Consider the following 17853-nt stretch of genomic DNA (forward strand, 5'->3'; position numbering starts at 1 on the left):
GGAATCTCGAGATTCCGGGTTCGGTCCTACGGACCGCCCCGGAATGACAGTGCGACCAGCGGGCAGCGAAACTGTTCGCCATTCGCCCTTTATTGCCGCCGCCGCGGCCCGGGTGCCGCTGGTGCCGGCGCGGGCTCGGGTGCGGCGTTGTTGCTGCCGCCGAAGATCACCCGGCTCGGGTTGCGGTCGAAATTATTCACCGCGCGGCTGATGTCGGACAGCGTCCTGCGGCCGTCGTTGATCAGGAGATTGGAGCGCTTGTCGAGATCCTCGGCGAGCTCGCGGATCGACTTCACCATCAGGTTCAGCTCGCTGCCATTGTTGCCGCCCGCGATCGCATTGAGGCCCAGCATCAGGCTGTCGGCCTTGCCCATCACGCCGTCGACCTTGAGCATGACGTTGTCGATCTTCTCGGAATTGCGCGCCAGCGCCTGGGTGAAGACCTCGAGATTCTTCAGCGAATTCTTCACCGACTGCTGATTGTCGGCGACGATGCGGTTGACGTTTTGCAGGGTGGCGCGGATCGCCTCGGTGACGTCCTGCAGCGCATTCGGGTCGGCGGTCAGAACCGGGATGCCGTCCTCGTCCAGCGGCACCGGCGGGGCGGCCTCCTCGCCGCCCTTGAGCGAAATCGCGGCGACGCCGGTGAGGCCCTGGAACTCGAGACCGACCAGGGTGTCCTTGCGGAGTGGTGCGTTGTTCTCGATCATCGCCAGCGCAACCACGCGTCGCGGGTTGTCGAGCTTCACCGAGACCACTTCCCCTATCCGAATACCGTTAAAATTGACATTGCCGCCGTTGCGCAGGCCTGACGCCGGCCCTTCGAAGATCACCCGCAGGGGGCTGCGCTGCTTGGTGGTGTGCAGGCTCTGGAACCACAGCATGAAGCCGAATGCGGCGGCGATCACCGCCAGCGTGAAAGCCCCGATCAAGACGTAGTTCGCCCGCGTTTCCATCAATTACTCGCGTTGATCACTCTTGGGCCCTCGCGCAGCCAGCTGCGTTCGAGCCCGTCGAATTCCTGTTGGCGCATGATCTCGCCCGAAAATCGGCTCCAGGTTTCGGGATCATGGGCTAGGCCACAACGGCACGGGCGCGCTTGCCGTTGAAATATTGCTGCAGCCATGGATGCTGCGACGCCTTCATGTCGGCGATTGATCCTGCAGCAATGATCTTACCGTTCCCTAAAACGGCGATACGGTCGCACGCGGTGTAAAGACTGTCGAGATCGTGGGTTACCATGAAAACGGTCAGCCCCAAAGTGCGCTGCAGGGTGCGCACCAGCTCGTCAAACTCGCCGGCGCCGATCGGATCGAGACCCGAGGTCGGCTCGTCGAGAAACACGAGCTCGGGATCGAGCGCGAGTGCGCGCGCCAGCGCGACGCGCTTGATCATTCCGCCCGACAATTCCGACGGATAACGATCGGCGACTTCCGGCTTCAGCCCGACCATCACCAGTTTCGCCACCATGATCTCGTCGAGCAGCCGCTGCGAGACGCGCAGATACTCGCGCGCCGGAAACTGGATGTTCTGGCGCACCGTCAGCGAGGAGAACAGCGCGCCCTGCTGGAACAGGATGCCCCAGCGGCGCTCGACGGCACGGCGCTGCGAGGTGCTCGCGGCGTCGAGATCGACACCGAACACCTCGATGCGGCCGGCAACTTTCGGCACGAGCCCGATGATGGTGCGCGTCAGCACCGACTTGCCGGCGCCCGAGGGCCCGACGAAGCCGAGGATCTCGCCGCGCCTGACGTCGAGGTTGAGGCCGTCGAGCACCCGCGTGTTGCCGAATTGAACCGTGATGTCGCGGACCCGGATGATGGCGTCGTTGTCCTCTTCCGCCATGATCACATCCCGATCGAGGCGAAGAAGATCGCGAACACGCCGTCCATCACGATCACGAAGAAGATCCCTTTCACCACCGACGCGGTGGTGTGCTGTCCGAGCGACTCCGCCGAACCCTGCACCGCCAGGCCTTCGACGCAGGCGACGATACCGATCACTGCCGCCATGACGGGCGCCTTGACCATGCCGACGATGAAATGGTCGATCGATATGGCATCACGAAGGCGGAGCAGGAAGGCTTCCGGATCGACGCCGCCATAGAGCCAGGCCACCAGCCCGCCGCCATACAGCGCGGCCATCGCACCGAGGAAGGCCAGGATCGGCAGCGCCAGCACCAGCGCCAGCATGCGCGGCAGGATCAAGACCTCGATCGGATCGAAGCCCATGGTGCGCAGCGCGTCGATCTCCTCGCGCATCTTCATCGAGCCGAGCTCGGCGGTATAGGCCGAGCCGGAACGGCCCGCGACCATGATCGCGACCAGCAGCACGCCGATCTCGCGCAGCACCAAGACGCCCAGCATGTCGACGACGAAGATGTCGGCGCCGAACCTGCGGAAATGGAAGATGCCCTGCTGCGAGATGATGCAGCCGATCAGGAAGGTGATCAGCACCACGATCGGCACCGCGCGCCAGCACACCTGCTCGAGGTGATGCACGGTCGAGGTCAGGCGGAAGCTGCGCGGATGGATCAGCACCTTGCCGGCGGCCACCAGCACCGCGCCGAGCATGTCGACGAGGCCGATGATGGTGCCGCCGATCCCCGCCACGGTGCGCCCGATCTGCTCGAGCATGCCCGATATCGACAACGGGTCGCTGACGACCCTGGGCGCGGGGCCGACGCGGCGGACCTCGTCGACCAGGCTGGAATAATTGGCGGAGAGGCCCGCGATCTCGGCTTCGGCGGAGGCGTCGCTGAGGCTGCGGCGCAGGCGCTCGATCAGCCAGGCGCCAAAGGTGTCGAGGCTCGCGACCTGCGAGACATCGATGAAGATGTGCGGCCGGCTGCCGCGCAGCTTCTCCGCGTCGGAGACGATCCGCTCGAGCGCAGGAGCAAAGCGGGCCGTCCAGTTGCCCGCCGCGCACAACGCCAGTCCTTCGCCTTGGGCTATCCGCTCCAGTGTCGGGTCGCCGCTCACCTCTAACCCACCCCTCAAGCCGGCTGGCTGCCGCTAACGCTGATCTCCGGCGCTGCCGGATCGGCTTGTCGAATCTGTCGCTAAACAGCCATAGTTGGTTGCGCGTCGCAAGCTACGGTTCAGGAAATAGTAGACTTTAAAATGACTTCCACCCCTCCCGGAGCGATTTCCCTGAGCAGCCGGATCGAGCGCTGGCCGATCGCGGGGACCTTCACGATCAGCCGCGGCACCAAGACCGAGGCCATCGTCGTGGTCGCCGAGGTAAGCCAGGGCGGCCTCACCGGCCGCGGCGAATGCGTACCCTACCCGCGCTATGCCGAAACGCCCGAGGCGACGCTCCAGGCGATCCAGGCGATGCAGGCGCCGCTCGCCGGCGGCATGGACCGCATCGCCTTGCAGGCCCGGATGCCCGCCGGCGCCGCCCGCAATGCGCTGGATTGCGCGCTGGCGGACCTTGAGGCCAAACGCGCCGGCAGGCGGATCTGGAACCTGCTCGGCCGGCCGGCACCGGAGCCGCGCACCACCGCCTATACGATCTCGCTCGGGACGCCCGAGGCGATGGCGGAGGCCACCGCGAAGGCTGCGCATCGTCAGTTGCTCAAGATCAAGCTCGGCGGCGATGGCGACGGCGCACGGATCGCCGCCGTGCGCAAGGCGGCGCCTCGATCCGAGCTGATCGTCGACGCCAACGAAGCCTGGACCGAGGACAACCTCGCCGCCAATCTCGCGGCCTGCGCCGATGCCGGCGTCACCCTGATCGAGCAGCCGCTGCCGGCGGGCAAGGACGAGGCGCTGGGGCGGATCAGGCGGCCGGTTGCGGTCTGCGCCGACGAGAGCGTGCACGACCGCGGCTCGCTTGCCGGCCTGCGCGGCCGCTATGACGCCGTTAACATCAAGCTCGACAAGACCGGCGGATTGACCGAAGCGCTGGCGATGGCGGATGCTGCTCGCGCGCACGGCTTCGAGATCATGATCGGCTGCATGGTCGCGACCTCGCTCGCGATGGCGCCGGCGATGCTGATCGCGCAAGCCGCGCGCTTCGTCGATCTCGACGGCGCGCTGCTGCTGGCGAAGGACCGCGACCACGGCCTGCGCTACAAGGGCAGCCTGGTCTATCCGCCGGACGCCGCGCTCTGGGGCTAATCGGTGAGGCGCCTACGCGCCAGCCACATCACGAGCCCGCCCGTGGCCGCCATTGCGGCCATCATGTCGTAGACGCCGAGCCCGAAGCGCGCATAGACCATGCCGCTGACGATCGCCGTGGTGCTCGCGACAATGCCGCCGCAGGCGGTGAGATAGCCCTGCGCGCGCGCCATCACGTGAACCGGCACGTGGTGCACCATCAGGCCCATGATGCCGACCTGCGTCAGGCCGAAGCTCAGCCCGTGTCCGAGCTGCACAACTGCAAGCACCGCAAGCGGCGGGTCCTGCGCGGTGATCGCCCAGCGCGCCGCGGCACTGGACGCCGCGATCATCACCAGCACAGCCGACGGCAGCGTGAAGCGCGGCGAGGCCGCAAACAGCACGATCTCGGCGATCACGCCGAGCACCCAGAGACAAGCGATCGTCAGGCCGCTGAAGCCGGCCTGCTGCCAGGCGATCGATGCGAAGATGTAATAGGCGCCGTGGCTGCCCTGGATCAGCGCCGAGGAGACGATGATGGCGAGGAAGGAGGGATTGCGCAGCAGTTTTGGCGCGCCGGCGGTCGGCGCGGCGGCTGCCACTGGACGGCCCAGCGGCCGCAGCGTCAGCCCGACCAGCGCGCCGAGCACCGTCACGGCCGTGATGATCCGGATCAGGTCGACCTCCGCGACATAGCGGAGCAGGAAGCCGCTCAGCAGCGCGCAGACCGCGAAGGCGGCCGAGCCCCAGAGCCGCAGCGGTCCGTAGCTGAGGCCGAATTGCCTGACGCCGCGCAGCGCATAGGCATCGGTCAGCGGCACCATTGGGGTCCAGACGCAGCAGGTCAGCGCATAGATCGCGAGCAGCACGAACGGCTGGTGTTGGGTGCCGATCACGGCAAAGCCGAACGCCGTGGCGAATCCGGTGGCGATGATCGCTCCGCGCAGCATCTGACGCCGCTCCGCCGCTGCGGTGACCAGCGGCAGCACGGTGAAGCGCGTCACCGGTGGCACCGCGGTAATGATGCCGATCCAAGTGGCGTCGATGCCGACCGCCTTCAGCCACACCGTGAAAAACGGCAGGTGAACCCCGGTCATGCCGAACAGCGTGGCATAGAATGCCGCTAGGCTGCGCGCGAATCGCCGCGATGCAACCTTTGCTGCAATGGGGATTTGTGATTCGGAAGACATCAATTCAATTGCGATTCGCGCGATATCGTGGTGATCGTTAGCGTAACGCGCAGTGATTTGCGCGGAGAGATTGTGATGGCCGAAGAAGCATTCGCCCTGTCGCCGATATCCGCCCGCGCGGCCCTGCCGAGCGAGGAGGACTATGCCGCGATCAGCGCGGCCTTCATGGAGACCTCGAGGGGCCGCTGGTTCCTCGGCGAATACGCCAAGCGCAACCGCAATGCCGATACCCGCATGGTGCTCGATGCCGTGGCCCGGATCGAGGAAAGCCTCAGCGCGCAGCGGCAAGCCGCCGCAGCGGCGATCAGGGACGAGCAACTGGCGCAGGCGCTGACCGCCCTGCGCGGCGCAATCGAAGCCACCCAGGCCTCCGCCATCGCCGCGCTCGACGGCGTCAGCTTCGAGCAGAGCCTCGCGCCGGTGCGCAAGGGCGTGCGGGTGATCAGGGAAATCTCCTGGCGGCTGCGCGAGATCGGCAATGACGGCCGGATCTGCGACATCATCGATTCGCAGGTCAGCGCGATCGAGGCCGGTGCTGCCGAGGTCTCGATGGACGATGCCAAGGCCGTGCTGGATGCCGCCTTCGCTGCGCTGGCCCGCCGCCTCAGCGAGTTTGATCCGGACAATGCGGCGACGCCTGCGGCTGAGCCAGATGTGGCCGAGGCGCCGGTTGCGGAGCCGCCGGCAGCGGCTCCCGCGCCGCCACCGATGGGCGAAGGTGCAGCCCTCGATATGGCTGCTACGTCGCCAGCGCCGCCTCAGGAGGCCGCTGCGGCGCCGAACGTCGAAGCCGCGATTCCCACCGCGGTGCCCGGCACTACGGCCGTCACGCCGCAGCCGAGCGAAGCATGGCTCAAGGCTGAAGCCGCGCTGGCCGAAGCCGAAGCCGCGGAACTCGCCCGCGTCACCGACGAAGCGGCGGCCGACGCCCATGATGAAGCGGTACTCGACCTGATCGCGATGGAGATGGGCGCGCCCGATCCGATCGACGAAGAGGCGATCGCCGAGGAAATGCGCGCCGCCGAGGAGATGCGCGTCGCCGAGGCGATGGCGGCCGAGCCCGAAATGGTTGCGCCGGCCATTCAGCCCGAGCCTGCACCGGCGCCCACGCCGAAACTCGCGGTCAAGATCGCGCCGCCGCCGGTGGCTGCGGCGCCGATTGCCGAAACTCTGGTGATGCCGCCGCCTCTCCCGCCCGGCGTTGAGCCTGCCCATGCTCCTGCAGCAGAAATCTCACTCGGTTCGACCATCATCGCCAGCGGCCTTCTGAAAAAGCCGAGTGCGGCGGCCAACGACCCGCTCGCGCCAATCCGCCGCATGAGCCAGGCCGAGAAGATGGCGTTCTTCTCGTAGGCGCCGGCGTTCGTACTTCGTCATTGCCGGGCATACCATCCGAAGGAAGGCGTCGCTTGAGCTCGCCTATGCCCCGGCAATCCATCGATCAAAGAGCTTTTGAGATGGATGCACAGTCCCGGCCAAGCCAAGGGCTTCGCCGAGGCATTGTTGCGATGGCGTGCCGAAGCGTGAGTGGAGGCGGCAAGCCCGCGCGTGACGAGTGGCGCGAAGCATTCATGTCCCATGAACCGCACGCGCAACGCGAGCCAGCTCATGTACCGCGGCAGCATCTGCGCCTAACCCGATGTCAGGCGACGAGTTTCGCGAACAGGTCGGCGTCGACATTGCCGCCCGACAGCACGATGACGACGTTCTTGCCCTTGGCATCGATCCGCCCGGCCAGCAGCGCCGCGAGCCCGACCGCGCCGCCAGGCTCGACCACGAGCTTCAGCTCGCGATAGGCGAAGGCGACGGCGGCGCCGACCTCGTCGTCGGAGGCGCTGACGCCATTGGCGAGCAGCTTGCTGTTGATGGCGAAGGTCAGTTCGCCCGGCATCATCGCCATCAGCGCATCGCAGATGGTGCGCGCCGCGACCGGATGCGCCTCGCGATGCCCGACCTTGAGCGACAGGGCGTGATCGTCATAGCCCGCGGGCTCGGCGACGATCACCTGGGCCTGCGGGTATTTCGCCTTCACCGCGGTCGCAACACCCGCGATCAATCCGCCGCCCGAAGCGGGCGCGACCACGATGTCGGGCGTCAGTCCGAGCGCGGCCATGTCCTCGGCGATCTCGCGGCCGGCGGTGCCCTGGCCCGCGATCACGAAGGGATCGTCGTAGGGGCGCACCAAGGTCGCGCCGCGCTTGCCGGCAATGCCGTTGGCGATCGCCTCGCGGTCGTCGCGATCGCGGTCGTAGAGCACGACTTCGGCGCCATAGGATTTGGTGCGCTCGCGCTTGGTGATCGGCGAGTCCGCAGGCATCACGATGGTCGCCTGCATGTTGAGGATCTTGGCCGCAGCGGCGACGCCCTGGGCGTGATTGCCCGAGGAGAACGCGACGACGCCGCCGCTCCGCTTGTCCTGCGGGATCGAGGCGAGCTTGTTGAAGGCGCCGCGAAACTTGAACGATCCGGTCCGCTGCAGCATTTCGGGCTTGAGGAAAATCTGGCTGCCGACGCGTTCGTTGAGAACGGGGAAGGTCAGGAGCGGCGTGCGCACCGCGAACGGCGCGACCACCCTTGCGGCGGCATCGATGTCCGCGGCAGCGACGGGTGGATTGAGAACGGTGTCCGTCATTCGCGATTTGTATCGCGGCGCCGGGCTGGCGGGCAAGACGCTTTAGCGTGACCTGACTAGCGTGAGGTCGGCTGGGTCGCCGGCAGCGCCACAAAATGGTGCTCTTCGGCACCGAATTCGAGCGCCTCCCCCTCGCCGTCTGGCGGCGCGGGGCGGACGTTCATGCAGCGGTCGATGAACACCCGGGCTGAGGCTTGCCAGGTGTGAAGCGCGGCAAAATCGACGCAGGCCTGCCGCGGGATGCTGAGCGCCTCCAGGCAGGCATGGCGCAGATCCGCGTCGAGCACGCCGACCGGCGCCGCGCCGATCACGTCGCGGGGACCGGTGACCGGAAAAGCGGCAACCGGCAGGCCGCTGGCCAACGCTTCCAGCAGCACCAGACCAAACGTATCCGTACGGCTCGGGAAAACGAACACATCGGCCGCGGCGTAGATCTCAGCCAATTCTTCCCCATGGCGGGCGCCGAGGAACACGGCGTCCGGATATTTCCGCTCCAGCGCCGCCCGCGCCGGGCCGTCGCCGACCACGACCTTGGTTCCCGGCAAATCGAGATCGAGGAACGCCTCGAGATTCTTCTCCACCGCCACCCGGCCGACGCTGAGATAGACCGGCTGCGGCAGGCAGAGATCGACGTCGCGCGGATGGAACAGCGCGGTATCGACGCCGCGCGACCAGAGCACCACGTTGCGGAAGCCGCGCTGACGCAGCTCGGCCGCCAGCGCCGGGGTCGCCGCCATCACCGCCCGGCTCGGCCGGTGGAACCAGCGCAGCGCCCGCCACACCCAGGCTTCCGGGACCGGCGTCCGCGCCGAGACGTATTCGGGGAAGCGGGTGTGGAAGCTCGTCGTGAACGGCAGGCCGCGCTTGCGGCAGTAGCGGCGCACCGCAAGCCCGATCGGGCCCTCGGTCGCGATATGGATGCTGTCGGGCCTCGCCGCCTCGATCAGACTTGCGACCTTGGCCCGGTACGGCAGCGCCAGCCTCAGATCGCGGTAGCTCGGCATCGCGAAGGTGCGGAATTCGTCCGGCGTCAGGAAGCTCACCTCGACGCCGAGCGATTTCGCCGCCTGTGCCATCATGGTCAGCGTGCGGACAACCCCGTTGACCTGGGGATGCCACGCATCGGTCGCGACCAGGATATGCGTCATGCAGCGCGTGCCGTCACTCGCGGAACCGGCGCGATCCGGCGCACCGGGTCGGTCCAGGTGATGATCTCGAAATGGCCGTCCTCGTGCTCGGCGAGCGCGGTGCAGCTCTCCACCCAGTCGCCGCAATTCATGTAGCGGATGCCCTGCTCGTCATGAATCGTCGCGTAGTGGATGTGGCCGCAGATCACGCCGTCGCAGCCGTGGCGCCGCGCCTCGCCGGCAAGCGTCGCCTCGAACGCGCCGATATAGTTCACCGCCTTCTTGACCTTCAGCTTGGCCCATTGCGACAGCGACCAGTACGGCACGCCGAACATCTTGCGGAAGAAGTTGACGAAGCGATTCATCTGGATCGCGAAATCGTAGGCCTTGTCGCCGAGGTGGGCGAGCCAGCGCGCGTTCTGCACCACGAGATCGAAAATGTCGCCGTGGATCACAAGATAGCGCTTGCCGTCGGCGCCGGTATGAACGGTGTTCTCCACCACGTCGATGCCGCCGAAATGCGTGCCGTAATATTTGCGCAGGAACTCGTCGTGGTTGCCCGGGACGTAGATCACCTTGGCGCCCTTGCGCGCCTTGCGCAGCATCTTCTGCACGAAATCGTTATGGGTCTGCGGCCAGTACCAGTTCGACTTCAGCGCCCAGCCGTCGACGATATCACCAACGAGGTAGATCGTGTCGGCATCGTGAGAGCGGAGGAAGTCCAGCAGGCGGTCTGCTTGCGAACCGCGGGCTCCGAGATGGACATCGGAGATAAACAAAGTGCGAAAGTGCCGCTCGGGACTTTCTTCACTCAAGGAGTCGCTTCCCATGCCTGTGCACCTAACAGATTCCTGTGACAAGGCGATGACGATCCCCGCGACCCAAGGCCCCACAAACAGTTAACGAGAATCAGCAGTACGCCGCTTCCCTGCGGATAACAGCAGCGTGCGACAATCTGGCGACATCGGCGGTCGCGACTGTGTGGAAGAGGCACTGAAATGCACAGGAACGCTGATCTACCGTCATTGCGAGCGACGCGAACCAATCCATTGCGCCGCAAGCGGGGAAATGGATTGCTTCGTCGCTATCGCTCCTCGCAATGACGGGCTCCATCTTCAGTGAACGAAGACGACGTAGCCCGGATGAAGCGAAGCGTAATCCGGGGTTCTGCGTCCGCGGATGATCTGTTCCCGGATTTCGCTGCGCTCCATCCGGGCTACGCAGCTCCGGGCTTCAATAATATTTGTGAAAGTGATGCACCGGCCCATGGCCGTGGCCGACGGCAAAACGATCTGCGGCGGCGATTGCTTCGGTGATCCAGGCCTTGGCGTTGCGCACGGAGGTCTCCATGCTCTCGCCCTTCGCGAGCCCTGCTGCGATTGCCGAGGACAGCGAGCAGCCGGTACCATGCGTATTGGCGGTCGCAATCCGCGGCGCAGCCAGCGCGATGCTGCGCTCGGCGTCGATCAGATAGTCGATGCTGTCGGCGCCATGGCCGTGGCCGCCCTTGACCAGTACCGCACGACATCCCATCGTCAGCAATCGCTTGCCTTGTCGCTCGACGTCGGCCTCGCTTGAGGCGACCGGCTCGTTCAAGAGCGCCGCCGCTTCGGGCAGGTTCGGCGTGATCAGCGAGGCCAGCGGAAACAGCAGGGTCTTCAGCGCATCGACCGCCTCGGCGGCAAGCAGCCGATCGCCGGAGGTAGCGACCATCACCGGATCGAGCACGATGTGGCGCGGCGCCCAGCGCCTCAGCCCATCGGCGATCGCCGCAATTGTCTCGGCCTGCGCCACCATGCCGATCTTGACCGCGCCGACCTCGAGGTCAGAGAACACCGCATCGATCTGGGCGGCGACGAATGACGCGGGCACCGGATGGATGCCGCTGACCCCCGTGGTGTTCTGCGCGGTCAGCGCCGTGATCGCGGAGGCGCCATAGACCCCGAGCGCCGCAAAGCTCTTGAGGTCGGCCTGGATGCCCGCCCCGCCCGAGGAGTCCGAGCCGGCAATGGTGAGCGCGACCGGCGTCATCTTGCAGCACCAGCGGTTGATACGAATGAGAGCATCACGAACAAGACCATGGCCTGTCCTAGCCCGGCCGCCGATCGGCAGCAAGTTCGCCTGACTTTACCGCAAGTTGGCCTCGCCTTGACCCCTCGCCTCGCCCCCTTGCCTTGGCCGCCCGTTTTGGGCCTATAGTCGCGGAAATCCCCGGAGACGACTTTGATGGTTCCTTTCTTCGTCCAGATCAAATGCAAGCTCGGCCAGTCCTACACCGTCGCCAATGCACTGGCGGAGGCCGAGATTGCGTCCGAGATCTATTCCACCGCGGGCAATTACGACCTCCTGGTCAAGTTCTACGTCGACCACGACACCGACATCGGCCACTTCATCAACGAGAAGGTTCAGGTGATCCCGGGCATCCAGGACACCCTCACGATCATCACCTTCAAGGCGTTCGGCGCGAAGTAGGACGCGCCCGCGAGAGCATGATGAGATCAGGTCGAGCTTGAACGGCGTCGAAAGTTCACCTCTCCCTTGGGAGAGGTGAACCGAAACCGCGGCGAGCCGATTCAACCAAGACCCATCCCGCTTTACGACCCCTTCTCCTTCTTCACCGGCTTCGGCGGCCCCTCGACCGGCGGCAGCGACTTGATGTACTCGGCGATCGCGTCGCGGTCGGACGACGACAGTTGCGAGGTGTTGCGGATCACGCGCACCATCGGCCCACCGGCGGAGTCGCCGTCCGGCGTCTGGCCGCTCTCGAGGAAATAGGCGATATCCTTCACACTCCAGTCCGAGATCCCCCTCGGCGTGATGTTGGGCACCCAGCCTTCGCCCTCCGGATTCGGACCACCGGCGAAGCGCTGCGCGGTGACGATACCGCCGAGGACATTGCGCGGGCTGTGGCACTCGGCGCAATGGCCGAAGCTGTTGACGAGATAGGCGCCGCGATACCAATGCGCCGAGCGGCTTGCATCCGCGATGAACGGCTTGCCGTTCATGAACAGGAATTTCCAGACGCCGACATTGCGCCTGACGTTGAACGGAAACGGCAAATCGTGGTCGCGCACCTTGCCGGCGACCGGCGGCAAGGTCTTCAGATAGGCGAACAGGTCGCGCACATCGCTGACCTTGGCGTGCTGATAGGACGGATACGGAAACGCCGGGAAATAGTGCGCGCCCGATGGCGAAGTACCTTTCATGACCGCGGTGACGAAATCGGCCTCGCTCCAGCGGCCGATGCCGTCGTTCGGGTCGGGCGAGATGTTCGGCGCATAGAAGGTGCCAAATGGCGAGGGGATCGCGAGCCCGCCGCCGAGCCGCGTGCGGTCGTCCTGCTTCGGCACGGCATGGCAGGAGGAACATCCCCCGGCATTGAACGTTGTGAGGCCGTTGGCCAGGTCAGGCTGATAGGCAGGCAGCGCGCCGGCGGCAACGGTCGCGGGGATCGTCAGCCACCAGAACACGCCAAAGCCGATTACGCCGGCCAGAATCGCCAGGAGGAAAATTCGTCGCAGCATTCACCGATCCGTCATTGGTCGCGTCAGTCCATGGACCAGTATGATGGCAACCTGTCGGACAAGCTCGCATCAAATTTGCCGCACCCACGATCATTTGGGGAATAAACCCGAAAAGCTGCTGTTTGAAGATTGCAACCATCCTGTGACGTCAAAGGGGAGAGAACCATGTCGAACAAGACCTTGCTTGCCACGCTGACGCTCGGCGCCGCGATCGCCCTCGCCGGTCCGGCCTTTGCCGAGAAGTTCACGGCGAAGCTGGACAGCAAGAGCGAAGTGCCGCCGAATACCAGCACCGCCACCGGCACCGCCGACATCGACTACGATGCCGCCAGCAAGAAGCTGAGCTGGAAGCTGACCTATTCCGGCCTGTCGGGTCCGGCCACCGCCGCGCATTTCCACGGCCCCGCCGAGGCCGGCAAGAATTCCGGTGTCGCGGTCGCCATCCCGAACGCGACGTCGAGCCCGGTCGAAGGCAGCGCAACATTGACCGACGCGCAGGCCGCCGATCTGCTCGCAGGCAAGTACTATGTCAACGTCCACACTGCGGCCAATCCGGGCGGTGAGATCCGCGGCCAAGTGACCAAATAGCAAGTGACGAAGTAATCCGTCACCAAGCAATCCTGACCAAGCAATCGTCGCGAACGCGCTCCAACAAGAAACGGCCGACACAAAAAAGGGCGGACGCCTCGAAGCGTCCGCCCTTTTCATTGATCGAACGACGATGAGCCGAACGGCGATCAGCCCTTCTTGAGGCGATAGGTCTCGTGGCAGCCGCCGCACTGCTTGAACAGCGGCGGCATTTCCGCCTTCAGCGTGTCGAGGTCCTTGACCTTGCCTTTGGTATCGGCGACGGCCTTGGCGAAGCTCGCGATGTGCTGCTCGAAGCCGGCCTTGTCTTCCCAGATCTTCGGCGCGGCGGAATAGTCGCCATCCGGCTTGAGGCCCTTGCTGCTTGCCGGGAACAGCGTCGGCAGCTTCTTGGCGGTGTCTTCGAACTTCACCAGCGCAGCATCGACCGCCGCCTGGTCGTAGGGCTTCTCGCCCTTGATCATTGCCGCGATCGCGCCCGCGTTCTTGCCGGTCTCCTTCATCTGGGCCTGGGTCTGCTTGACCTGATTCTGGTCGGCCACGACAGCACCAGCACTCAACGCAAGCATTGCAGCAACGACGACAATCCGCTTCATCGGCAAAACCCCTCAATTCCGCTCTGTCCCGGTCCGCGATCTGCAGCCGGCCTAGTTTGCAAAACACCGCAGGCGGAATCTTCATTCCGCCTGCGACAAATTTATCAGAGATTATGGCGGCGCTGCGCCTCGCGGATCGCGATCCAGACCCGTTCCGGCGTGGCGGGCATGTCGATGTGGTCGATCTTGTACTCGCGATGCAGACCCTCGACGATCGCGTTGACGACCGCCGGGCACGAGCCGATCGCGCCGGCCTCGCCCGCGCCCTTCACGCCCATTGGGTTGGTCGTGCACGGCACGTTATGGGTCTCGAACACGAAGGACGGCCCGTCGGAGGCGCGCGGCAGCGCATAGTCCATGAAGGTGCCGGTGACGAGCTGACCGTCGGTCGGGCTGTACACGGCCTGCTCCATCAGCGCCTGCCCGATGCCCTGCATCGCGCCGCCATGAACCTGGCCCGCCAGCATCAGCGGATTGAGCGTGACGCCGAAATCGTCGACGATGACGTAGTTGATGATCTTGATGATACCGGTGGCGGGATCGATCTCGACCTCGGCAAGATGGGTGCCGTTCGGATAGGTGCCGTCGGCGCTGGCGAAGGTCGCGCTCGCATTCATCTTCGACGTGTCGCCGCCGGGACGTTTGGCGAGATCGGCAAAGCTGATCGAGCGGTCGGTGCCGGCGATGCGGATGCGGCCGTCGGCGATCTCGAGGTCGCCGGCGCCGGCCTCCAGCGCCTGCGCCGCGAGCTCCTTCAGCTTGTTGCCGAGATCATGCGTCGCCCGCTGCACGCTGACGCCACCGGACGGAATCGATGCCGAGCCGCCGGTGCCGAGGCCGGTCGCGATCTTGTCGGTATCGCCCTGCAGCACATGGACGCGCTCGGGCGGCACGCCGAACTGCTCGGCGACGATCTGCGCATAGGCAGTCTGGTGACCCTGCCCGCTCGACTGCGTGCCGATCAAGACCGCAATATCGCCATTGGGATCGAGCGCCACATTCGCGGTCTCCTCGCCCATCGTGCCGCAGACCTCGACATAGCTTGCCATGCCGATGCCCCGCACCAGGCCCTCCTTCCTTGCGGCCTTGGCGCGCTTCGGAAACTCCTTCCAGTTGGCAATCTCCATCGCGCGCTTCATATGCGCGACGAAGTCGCCGGAGTCGTAGACCTTGCCGGTCGCTGTCGTGTAGGGCAGCGACTTCGGCGGAATGAAGTTCTTCCGCCGGATGGCGTCCGGCGTCATGCCGAGCTTGCGCGCGGCGGCATCGACCAGGCGCTCGATGACATAGGCGGCCTCCGGGCGGCCGGCGCCGCGATAGGCGTCGACCGGCACCGTGTTGGTGAACACGGTGCGGACCCGGCAGTGGAAGGCCTGGATGTCATAGAGGCCCGGCAGCATGCCGGCGCCGCCATGCGGGATGTAGGGCGCGAAGGTCGAGAGATAGGCGCCCATGTCGCCCATCAGGTCGACATCCATGCCGAGGAATTTGCCGTCCTCGGCGAGCGCCATCTTCGCGGTCGTGAGATTGTCGCGGCCCTGCGCGTCGCCCATGAAATGGTCGGAGCGCTCGGCGGTCCATTTGATGCTCTTCTTGAGCTTGCGCGCGGCGACCGAGATCAGCGCATATTCGCGATAGGGAAACAGCTTGGTGCCGAAGCCGCCGCCGACATCCGGGCAGATCACCCGCATGTTCTCCTTCGGCATCTTCAGGATCATGTCGCAGAGGATCTCGCGCAGGCGGTGGCTGCCCTGGCTGCCGATCGTCAGCGTCAGATGATCCTTCTTGGCGTCGTATTCGGCGACTGCGGCGCGCGTCTCCATGAAATTGGTGATGACGCGCGGGTTGACGATGGTGATCTCGGCCACCGCATGCGCCTTGGCGAACGCGGCCTCGGCGGCGCCCTTGTCGCCGATCGAGACGTCAAACAGCACATTGCCGGGCTTGTCCGGCCAGACCTGCGGCGCGTCCTTCTTCACCGCATTGACGAGGCCGACCGCCGCCGGCAGCGGCGTCCATTTGACGTCGATCGCCTCAATCGCGTCACGAGCATGATCGACGGTGTCGGCGACCACGAAGGCCACCGCGTCGCCGACATGGCGCACCTCGTCCTTGGCGAGGATCGGATAAGGCGGTGCGGTGAACGGATCGGTCTCGAGATTGAACAGGCACGGCAGGCCGCCGAGCTCGGCGACGTCGGCGGCGGTCAGGATCAGCGCCACGCCGGGCATGCCGCGGGCCTTGCCGGCATCGATCGTGTAGGTCGCGTGCGCATGCGGCGAGCGCAGCATCAGCGCGTGCAATGCGGGAGACGGTGCGACGTCGTCGGTGTAGCGGCCCTTGCCGCGAATCAGGGCGTCGTCCTCCTTGCGCCGCACACTTTGTCCGACGCCGAATTTGATGGGAGCTGCCATCGTCTCTCCAATTGCCTTGGTGTGTTTTGCGCATATTGGCGTGGTTGTCGGCGAAGCGCAAACCGCTTTCCGCCGCGCGCGGCGCTATCACACAGCGGCCTCCTATGCTTTTGATTTGACAGGTAAAACTATACGCGCCGGAGCGCAAACAGCCAGCCGCGGCCGAACAGAGTGAGGATCGAGAGGGCATAGACGAAGACGCCGACCGCAATCAGCAGCAGCAGGATCAGCTCGTCGCGAAAGATCTGCATCGGCGCGAACCACACATAAGCGAAATGCGAGGTCAGCCACAGCGCGACCGCGAGCAGCACGCCGCATAGCGCGAAGGTGCCGAAGGAGCGGATCAGCGCCCGATCGAGCGCGAGGTAGCCGCGGCGCACGGCAAACATCAGCACCAGCAGCAGATTGACCCAGGCCCCGATTGCGGTCGCGAGCGCGAGCCCGACCTGCGCCAGCGAGCCGACCAGCGCGATCTTCAGCGCGACGTTGACCGCGACCCCGGTCAGCGCCGCCTTCACCGGGGTTGCGGTGTCCTTGCGGGCGTAGAAGGTCGCAACGGCGCTGCGGATCATCACGAAGGGAATGAGCCCCACCGCGTAGGCCGCGAGCGTGGCCCCGGCGCTTGCCGCATCGGCCTTGGAGAACGCGCCGCGGGCGAACATCGCGCGCATGACCGGATCGGCCACGGTCAGGAACGCCGCCACGAACGGCACCGAGAACAGCAGCGTGAAATCGAAGGCGCGGCGCTGCGCGGCCATCGCGCCGGCGTGGTCGTCGGCGCTCAGTCGCCGCGACATCTCCGGCAGCAGTACGGTGCCGATCGCGATCCCGATCACGCCGATCGGCAACTGATTGAGGCGGTCGGCATAATACAGCGCCGACAGCGCGCCTGCGGGCAGGAAGGTCGCGATGATGGTATCGGCGAACAGCGCCACCTGCGTGCCCATCGAGCCCAACGTCGCTGGCCCCAGCGCGCGAAAGAAGCCGCGGACGTCCTCGTCGAGCTTCAGGGGCGCGAACCGCGGCAGGCCGCCATGGCGCGCGAGGTCGCCGGCGAGCAGGAAGAATTGCAGGAAGCCCGAGATCAGCACGCCCCAGGCCGCGGCATGGCCCGCGCTCGGGAAGAACGCCGCGAGCGCCAGCGTCATCATCATGGCGAGGTTGAGGAAGATCGGCGCCGCGGCCGCGCTGGCGAAGCGATGCATCACATTGAGCATGCCGCCATAGAGCGTCACCAGCGTGATCAGCAGCAGATAGGGAAAGGTGATCCGCGTCAGCTCGATCGCGAGCTTGCGCTGCGCCGCGTCCTCGGTGAAGCCCGGCGCGAGGATGCTCATCGCCTGCGGCATGAACGCCATCGCCACCGCCAGCAGGATCACCTGCGAGGCGAACAGCAGCGTGAAGATGCGGTCGGCGAACAGCCGTGCCGACGCTTCGCCGCGCTCGCCATGGACATGGGCATAGGCCGGCACGAAGGCGGCGTTGAAGGCGCCTTCGGCGAAGATCGCGCGGAAATGATTGGGCAGCCGCAGCGCCACGAAGAAGGCGTCGGCGATCGGCCCGGCACCGAGGATCGCCGCGAGCATGATGTCGCGCGCGAACCCGGTGACCCGCGATAGCAGGGTATAGCCGCCGACCGTGAAGATGCGCCCAAGCATGCGCTGCTTCTAGCGCATGAT

At 65.8% G+C, this 17853-nt stretch carries 16 protein-coding genes; 4 read left to right on the plus strand and 12 right to left on the minus strand.

The window, feature by feature from the left end; translation table 11 throughout:
- Positions 1-89: 89 nt before the first annotated feature.
- The 3 genes from ACVWY5_RS23230 to ACVWY5_RS23240 all read right to left on the minus strand — a co-directional run bounded on the left by ACVWY5_RS23230 (position 90) and on the right by ACVWY5_RS23240 (position 2981).
- Entirely contained in the window at positions 90-956 is an 867-nt protein-coding gene (locus ACVWY5_RS23230; protein WP_028338274.1) for an MlaD family protein, read from the minus strand.
- 118 nt (positions 957-1074) lie between these two features.
- Entirely contained in the window at positions 1075-1845 is a 771-nt protein-coding gene (locus ACVWY5_RS23235) for an ABC transporter ATP-binding protein (protein ID WP_028338275.1), read from the minus strand.
- Positions 1846-1847: 2 nt separating this feature from the next.
- Positions 1848-2981 carry an MlaE family ABC transporter permease gene (locus ACVWY5_RS23240; protein ID WP_028338276.1) on the minus strand — a complete coding sequence of 378 codons (1134 nt, stop codon included), beginning with the start codon at positions 2979-2981 and terminating at the stop codon, positions 1848-1850.
- A 141-nt stretch (positions 2982-3122) separates the two neighbouring features.
- Here ACVWY5_RS23240 and dgcA point away from each other — a divergent pair, with 141 nt between their 5' ends.
- On the plus strand, positions 3123-4124 hold the full coding sequence (gene dgcA / locus ACVWY5_RS23245) for an N-acetyl-D-Glu racemase DgcA (protein WP_028338277.1): 1002 nt from the start codon (positions 3123-3125) through the stop codon (positions 4122-4124).
- Here the strand turns inward: dgcA and ACVWY5_RS23250 are convergent.
- Positions 4121-5293 carry an MFS transporter gene (locus ACVWY5_RS23250; RefSeq protein ID WP_028338278.1) on the minus strand — a complete coding sequence of 391 codons (1173 nt, stop codon included), beginning with the start codon at positions 5291-5293 and terminating at the stop codon, positions 4121-4123. The genes dgcA and ACVWY5_RS23250 overlap by 4 nt on opposite strands.
- Positions 5294-5368: 75 nt before the next feature.
- On the opposite strand from ACVWY5_RS23250, the gene ACVWY5_RS23255 reads away from it, so the two are divergent.
- Positions 5369-6646, plus strand: coding sequence for a hypothetical protein (locus tag ACVWY5_RS23255; RefSeq protein WP_028338279.1), 1278 nt, complete (start codon positions 5369-5371; stop codon positions 6644-6646).
- A 289-nt stretch (positions 6647-6935) separates the two neighbouring features.
- On the opposite strand, the gene ACVWY5_RS23260 is transcribed toward ACVWY5_RS23255, so the two are convergent.
- The 4 genes from ACVWY5_RS23260 to thiD all read right to left on the minus strand — a co-directional run bounded on the left by ACVWY5_RS23260 (position 6936) and on the right by thiD (position 11083).
- Positions 6936-7925: a threonine/serine dehydratase gene (locus tag ACVWY5_RS23260; RefSeq protein ID WP_028338280.1), complete on the minus strand. Its 990-nt coding sequence runs from the start codon at positions 7923-7925 to the stop codon at positions 6936-6938.
- Positions 7926-7981: 56 nt separating this feature from the next.
- Positions 7982-9073, minus strand: a complete 1092-nt coding sequence (locus ACVWY5_RS23265) for a glycosyltransferase family 4 protein (RefSeq protein ID WP_028338281.1) — start codon at positions 9071-9073, stop codon at positions 7982-7984.
- On the minus strand, positions 9070-9882 hold the full coding sequence (locus ACVWY5_RS23270; RefSeq protein ID WP_028338282.1) for a UDP-2,3-diacylglucosamine diphosphatase: 813 nt from the start codon (positions 9880-9882) through the stop codon (positions 9070-9072). The genes ACVWY5_RS23265 and ACVWY5_RS23270 overlap by 4 nt, the downstream gene beginning before the upstream one ends.
- Before the next feature lie 403 nt (positions 9883-10285).
- Complete coding sequence (gene thiD, locus ACVWY5_RS23275) at positions 10286-11083, minus strand: bifunctional hydroxymethylpyrimidine kinase/phosphomethylpyrimidine kinase (RefSeq protein WP_028338283.1); 798 nt, start codon at positions 11081-11083, stop codon at positions 10286-10288.
- 195 nt (positions 11084-11278) lie between these two features.
- On the opposite strand from thiD, the gene ACVWY5_RS23280 reads away from it, so the two are divergent.
- On the plus strand, positions 11279-11524 hold the full coding sequence (locus ACVWY5_RS23280; RefSeq protein WP_016845986.1) for an Lrp/AsnC ligand binding domain-containing protein: 246 nt from the start codon (positions 11279-11281) through the stop codon (positions 11522-11524).
- 122 nt (positions 11525-11646) lie between these two features.
- On the opposite strand, the gene ACVWY5_RS23285 is transcribed toward ACVWY5_RS23280, so the two are convergent.
- Complete coding sequence (locus ACVWY5_RS23285; RefSeq protein ID WP_028338284.1) at positions 11647-12576, minus strand: c-type cytochrome; 930 nt, start codon at positions 12574-12576, stop codon at positions 11647-11649.
- A gap of 165 nt (positions 12577-12741) precedes the next feature.
- Between ACVWY5_RS23285 and ACVWY5_RS23290 the strand changes: the two genes are divergently transcribed.
- Positions 12742-13164, plus strand: coding sequence for a CHRD domain-containing protein (locus tag ACVWY5_RS23290; RefSeq protein WP_028338285.1), 423 nt, complete (start codon positions 12742-12744; stop codon positions 13162-13164).
- A 149-nt stretch (positions 13165-13313) separates the two neighbouring features.
- Here the strand turns inward: ACVWY5_RS23290 and ACVWY5_RS23295 are convergent, their stop codons facing one another.
- The 3 genes from ACVWY5_RS23295 to murJ form a co-directional block, all read right to left on the minus strand.
- Positions 13314-13760, minus strand: a complete 447-nt coding sequence (locus ACVWY5_RS23295; protein ID WP_028338286.1) for a c-type cytochrome — start codon at positions 13758-13760, stop codon at positions 13314-13316.
- A 104-nt stretch (positions 13761-13864) separates the two neighbouring features.
- On the minus strand, positions 13865-16174 hold the full coding sequence (locus ACVWY5_RS23300) for a xanthine dehydrogenase family protein molybdopterin-binding subunit (protein WP_028338287.1): 2310 nt from the start codon (positions 16172-16174) through the stop codon (positions 13865-13867).
- Between the two features lie 128 nt (positions 16175-16302).
- The gene (murJ, locus tag ACVWY5_RS23305; protein WP_028338288.1) at positions 16303-17832 is read right to left on the minus strand and encodes a murein biosynthesis integral membrane protein MurJ; all 1530 of its coding nucleotides are present in this window, start codon (positions 17830-17832) and stop codon (positions 16303-16305) included.
- Between the last annotated feature and the right edge of the window lie 21 nt (positions 17833-17853).

This window comes from Bradyrhizobium sp. USDA 3256, assembly GCF_054058275.1.

Bases quoted from the DNA above. Each gene is read 5' to 3' on its own strand.
- murJ (WP_028338288.1), bottom strand. From the start codon at position 17,832: ATGCTTGGGCGCATCTTCACGGTCGGCGGCTATACCCTGCTATCGCGG.
- ACVWY5_RS23270 (WP_028338282.1), bottom strand. From the start codon at position 9,882: ATGGGAAGCGACTCCTTGAGTGAAGAAAGTCCCGAGCGGCACTTTCGC.
- thiD (WP_028338283.1), bottom strand. From the start codon at position 11,083: ATGACGCCGGTCGCGCTCACCATTGCCGGCTCGGACTCCTCGGGCGGG.
- ACVWY5_RS23300 (WP_028338287.1), bottom strand. From the start codon at position 16,174: ATGGCAGCTCCCATCAAATTCGGCGTCGGACAAAGTGTGCGGCGCAAG.
- ACVWY5_RS23260 (WP_028338280.1), bottom strand. From the start codon at position 7,925: ATGACGGACACCGTTCTCAATCCACCCGTCGCTGCCGCGGACATCGAT.
- dgcA (WP_028338277.1), top strand. From the start codon at position 3,123: ATGACTTCCACCCCTCCCGGAGCGATTTCCCTGAGCAGCCGGATCGAG.
- ACVWY5_RS23295 (WP_028338286.1), bottom strand. From the start codon at position 13,760: ATGAAGCGGATTGTCGTCGTTGCTGCAATGCTTGCGTTGAGTGCTGGT.
- ACVWY5_RS23280 (WP_016845986.1), top strand. From the start codon at position 11,279: ATGGTTCCTTTCTTCGTCCAGATCAAATGCAAGCTCGGCCAGTCCTAC.
- ACVWY5_RS23255 (WP_028338279.1), top strand. From the start codon at position 5,369: ATGGCCGAAGAAGCATTCGCCCTGTCGCCGATATCCGCCCGCGCGGCC.
- ACVWY5_RS23285 (WP_028338284.1), bottom strand. From the start codon at position 12,576: ATGCTGCGACGAATTTTCCTCCTGGCGATTCTGGCCGGCGTAATCGGC.
- ACVWY5_RS23290 (WP_028338285.1), top strand. From the start codon at position 12,742: ATGTCGAACAAGACCTTGCTTGCCACGCTGACGCTCGGCGCCGCGATC.
- ACVWY5_RS23235 (WP_028338275.1), bottom strand. From the start codon at position 1,845: ATGGCGGAAGAGGACAACGACGCCATCATCCGGGTCCGCGACATCACG.
- ACVWY5_RS23250 (WP_028338278.1), bottom strand. From the start codon at position 5,293: ATGTCTTCCGAATCACAAATCCCCATTGCAGCAAAGGTTGCATCGCGG.
- ACVWY5_RS23265 (WP_028338281.1), bottom strand. From the start codon at position 9,073: ATGACGCATATCCTGGTCGCGACCGATGCGTGGCATCCCCAGGTCAAC.
- ACVWY5_RS23230 (WP_028338274.1), bottom strand. From the start codon at position 956: ATGGAAACGCGGGCGAACTACGTCTTGATCGGGGCTTTCACGCTGGCG.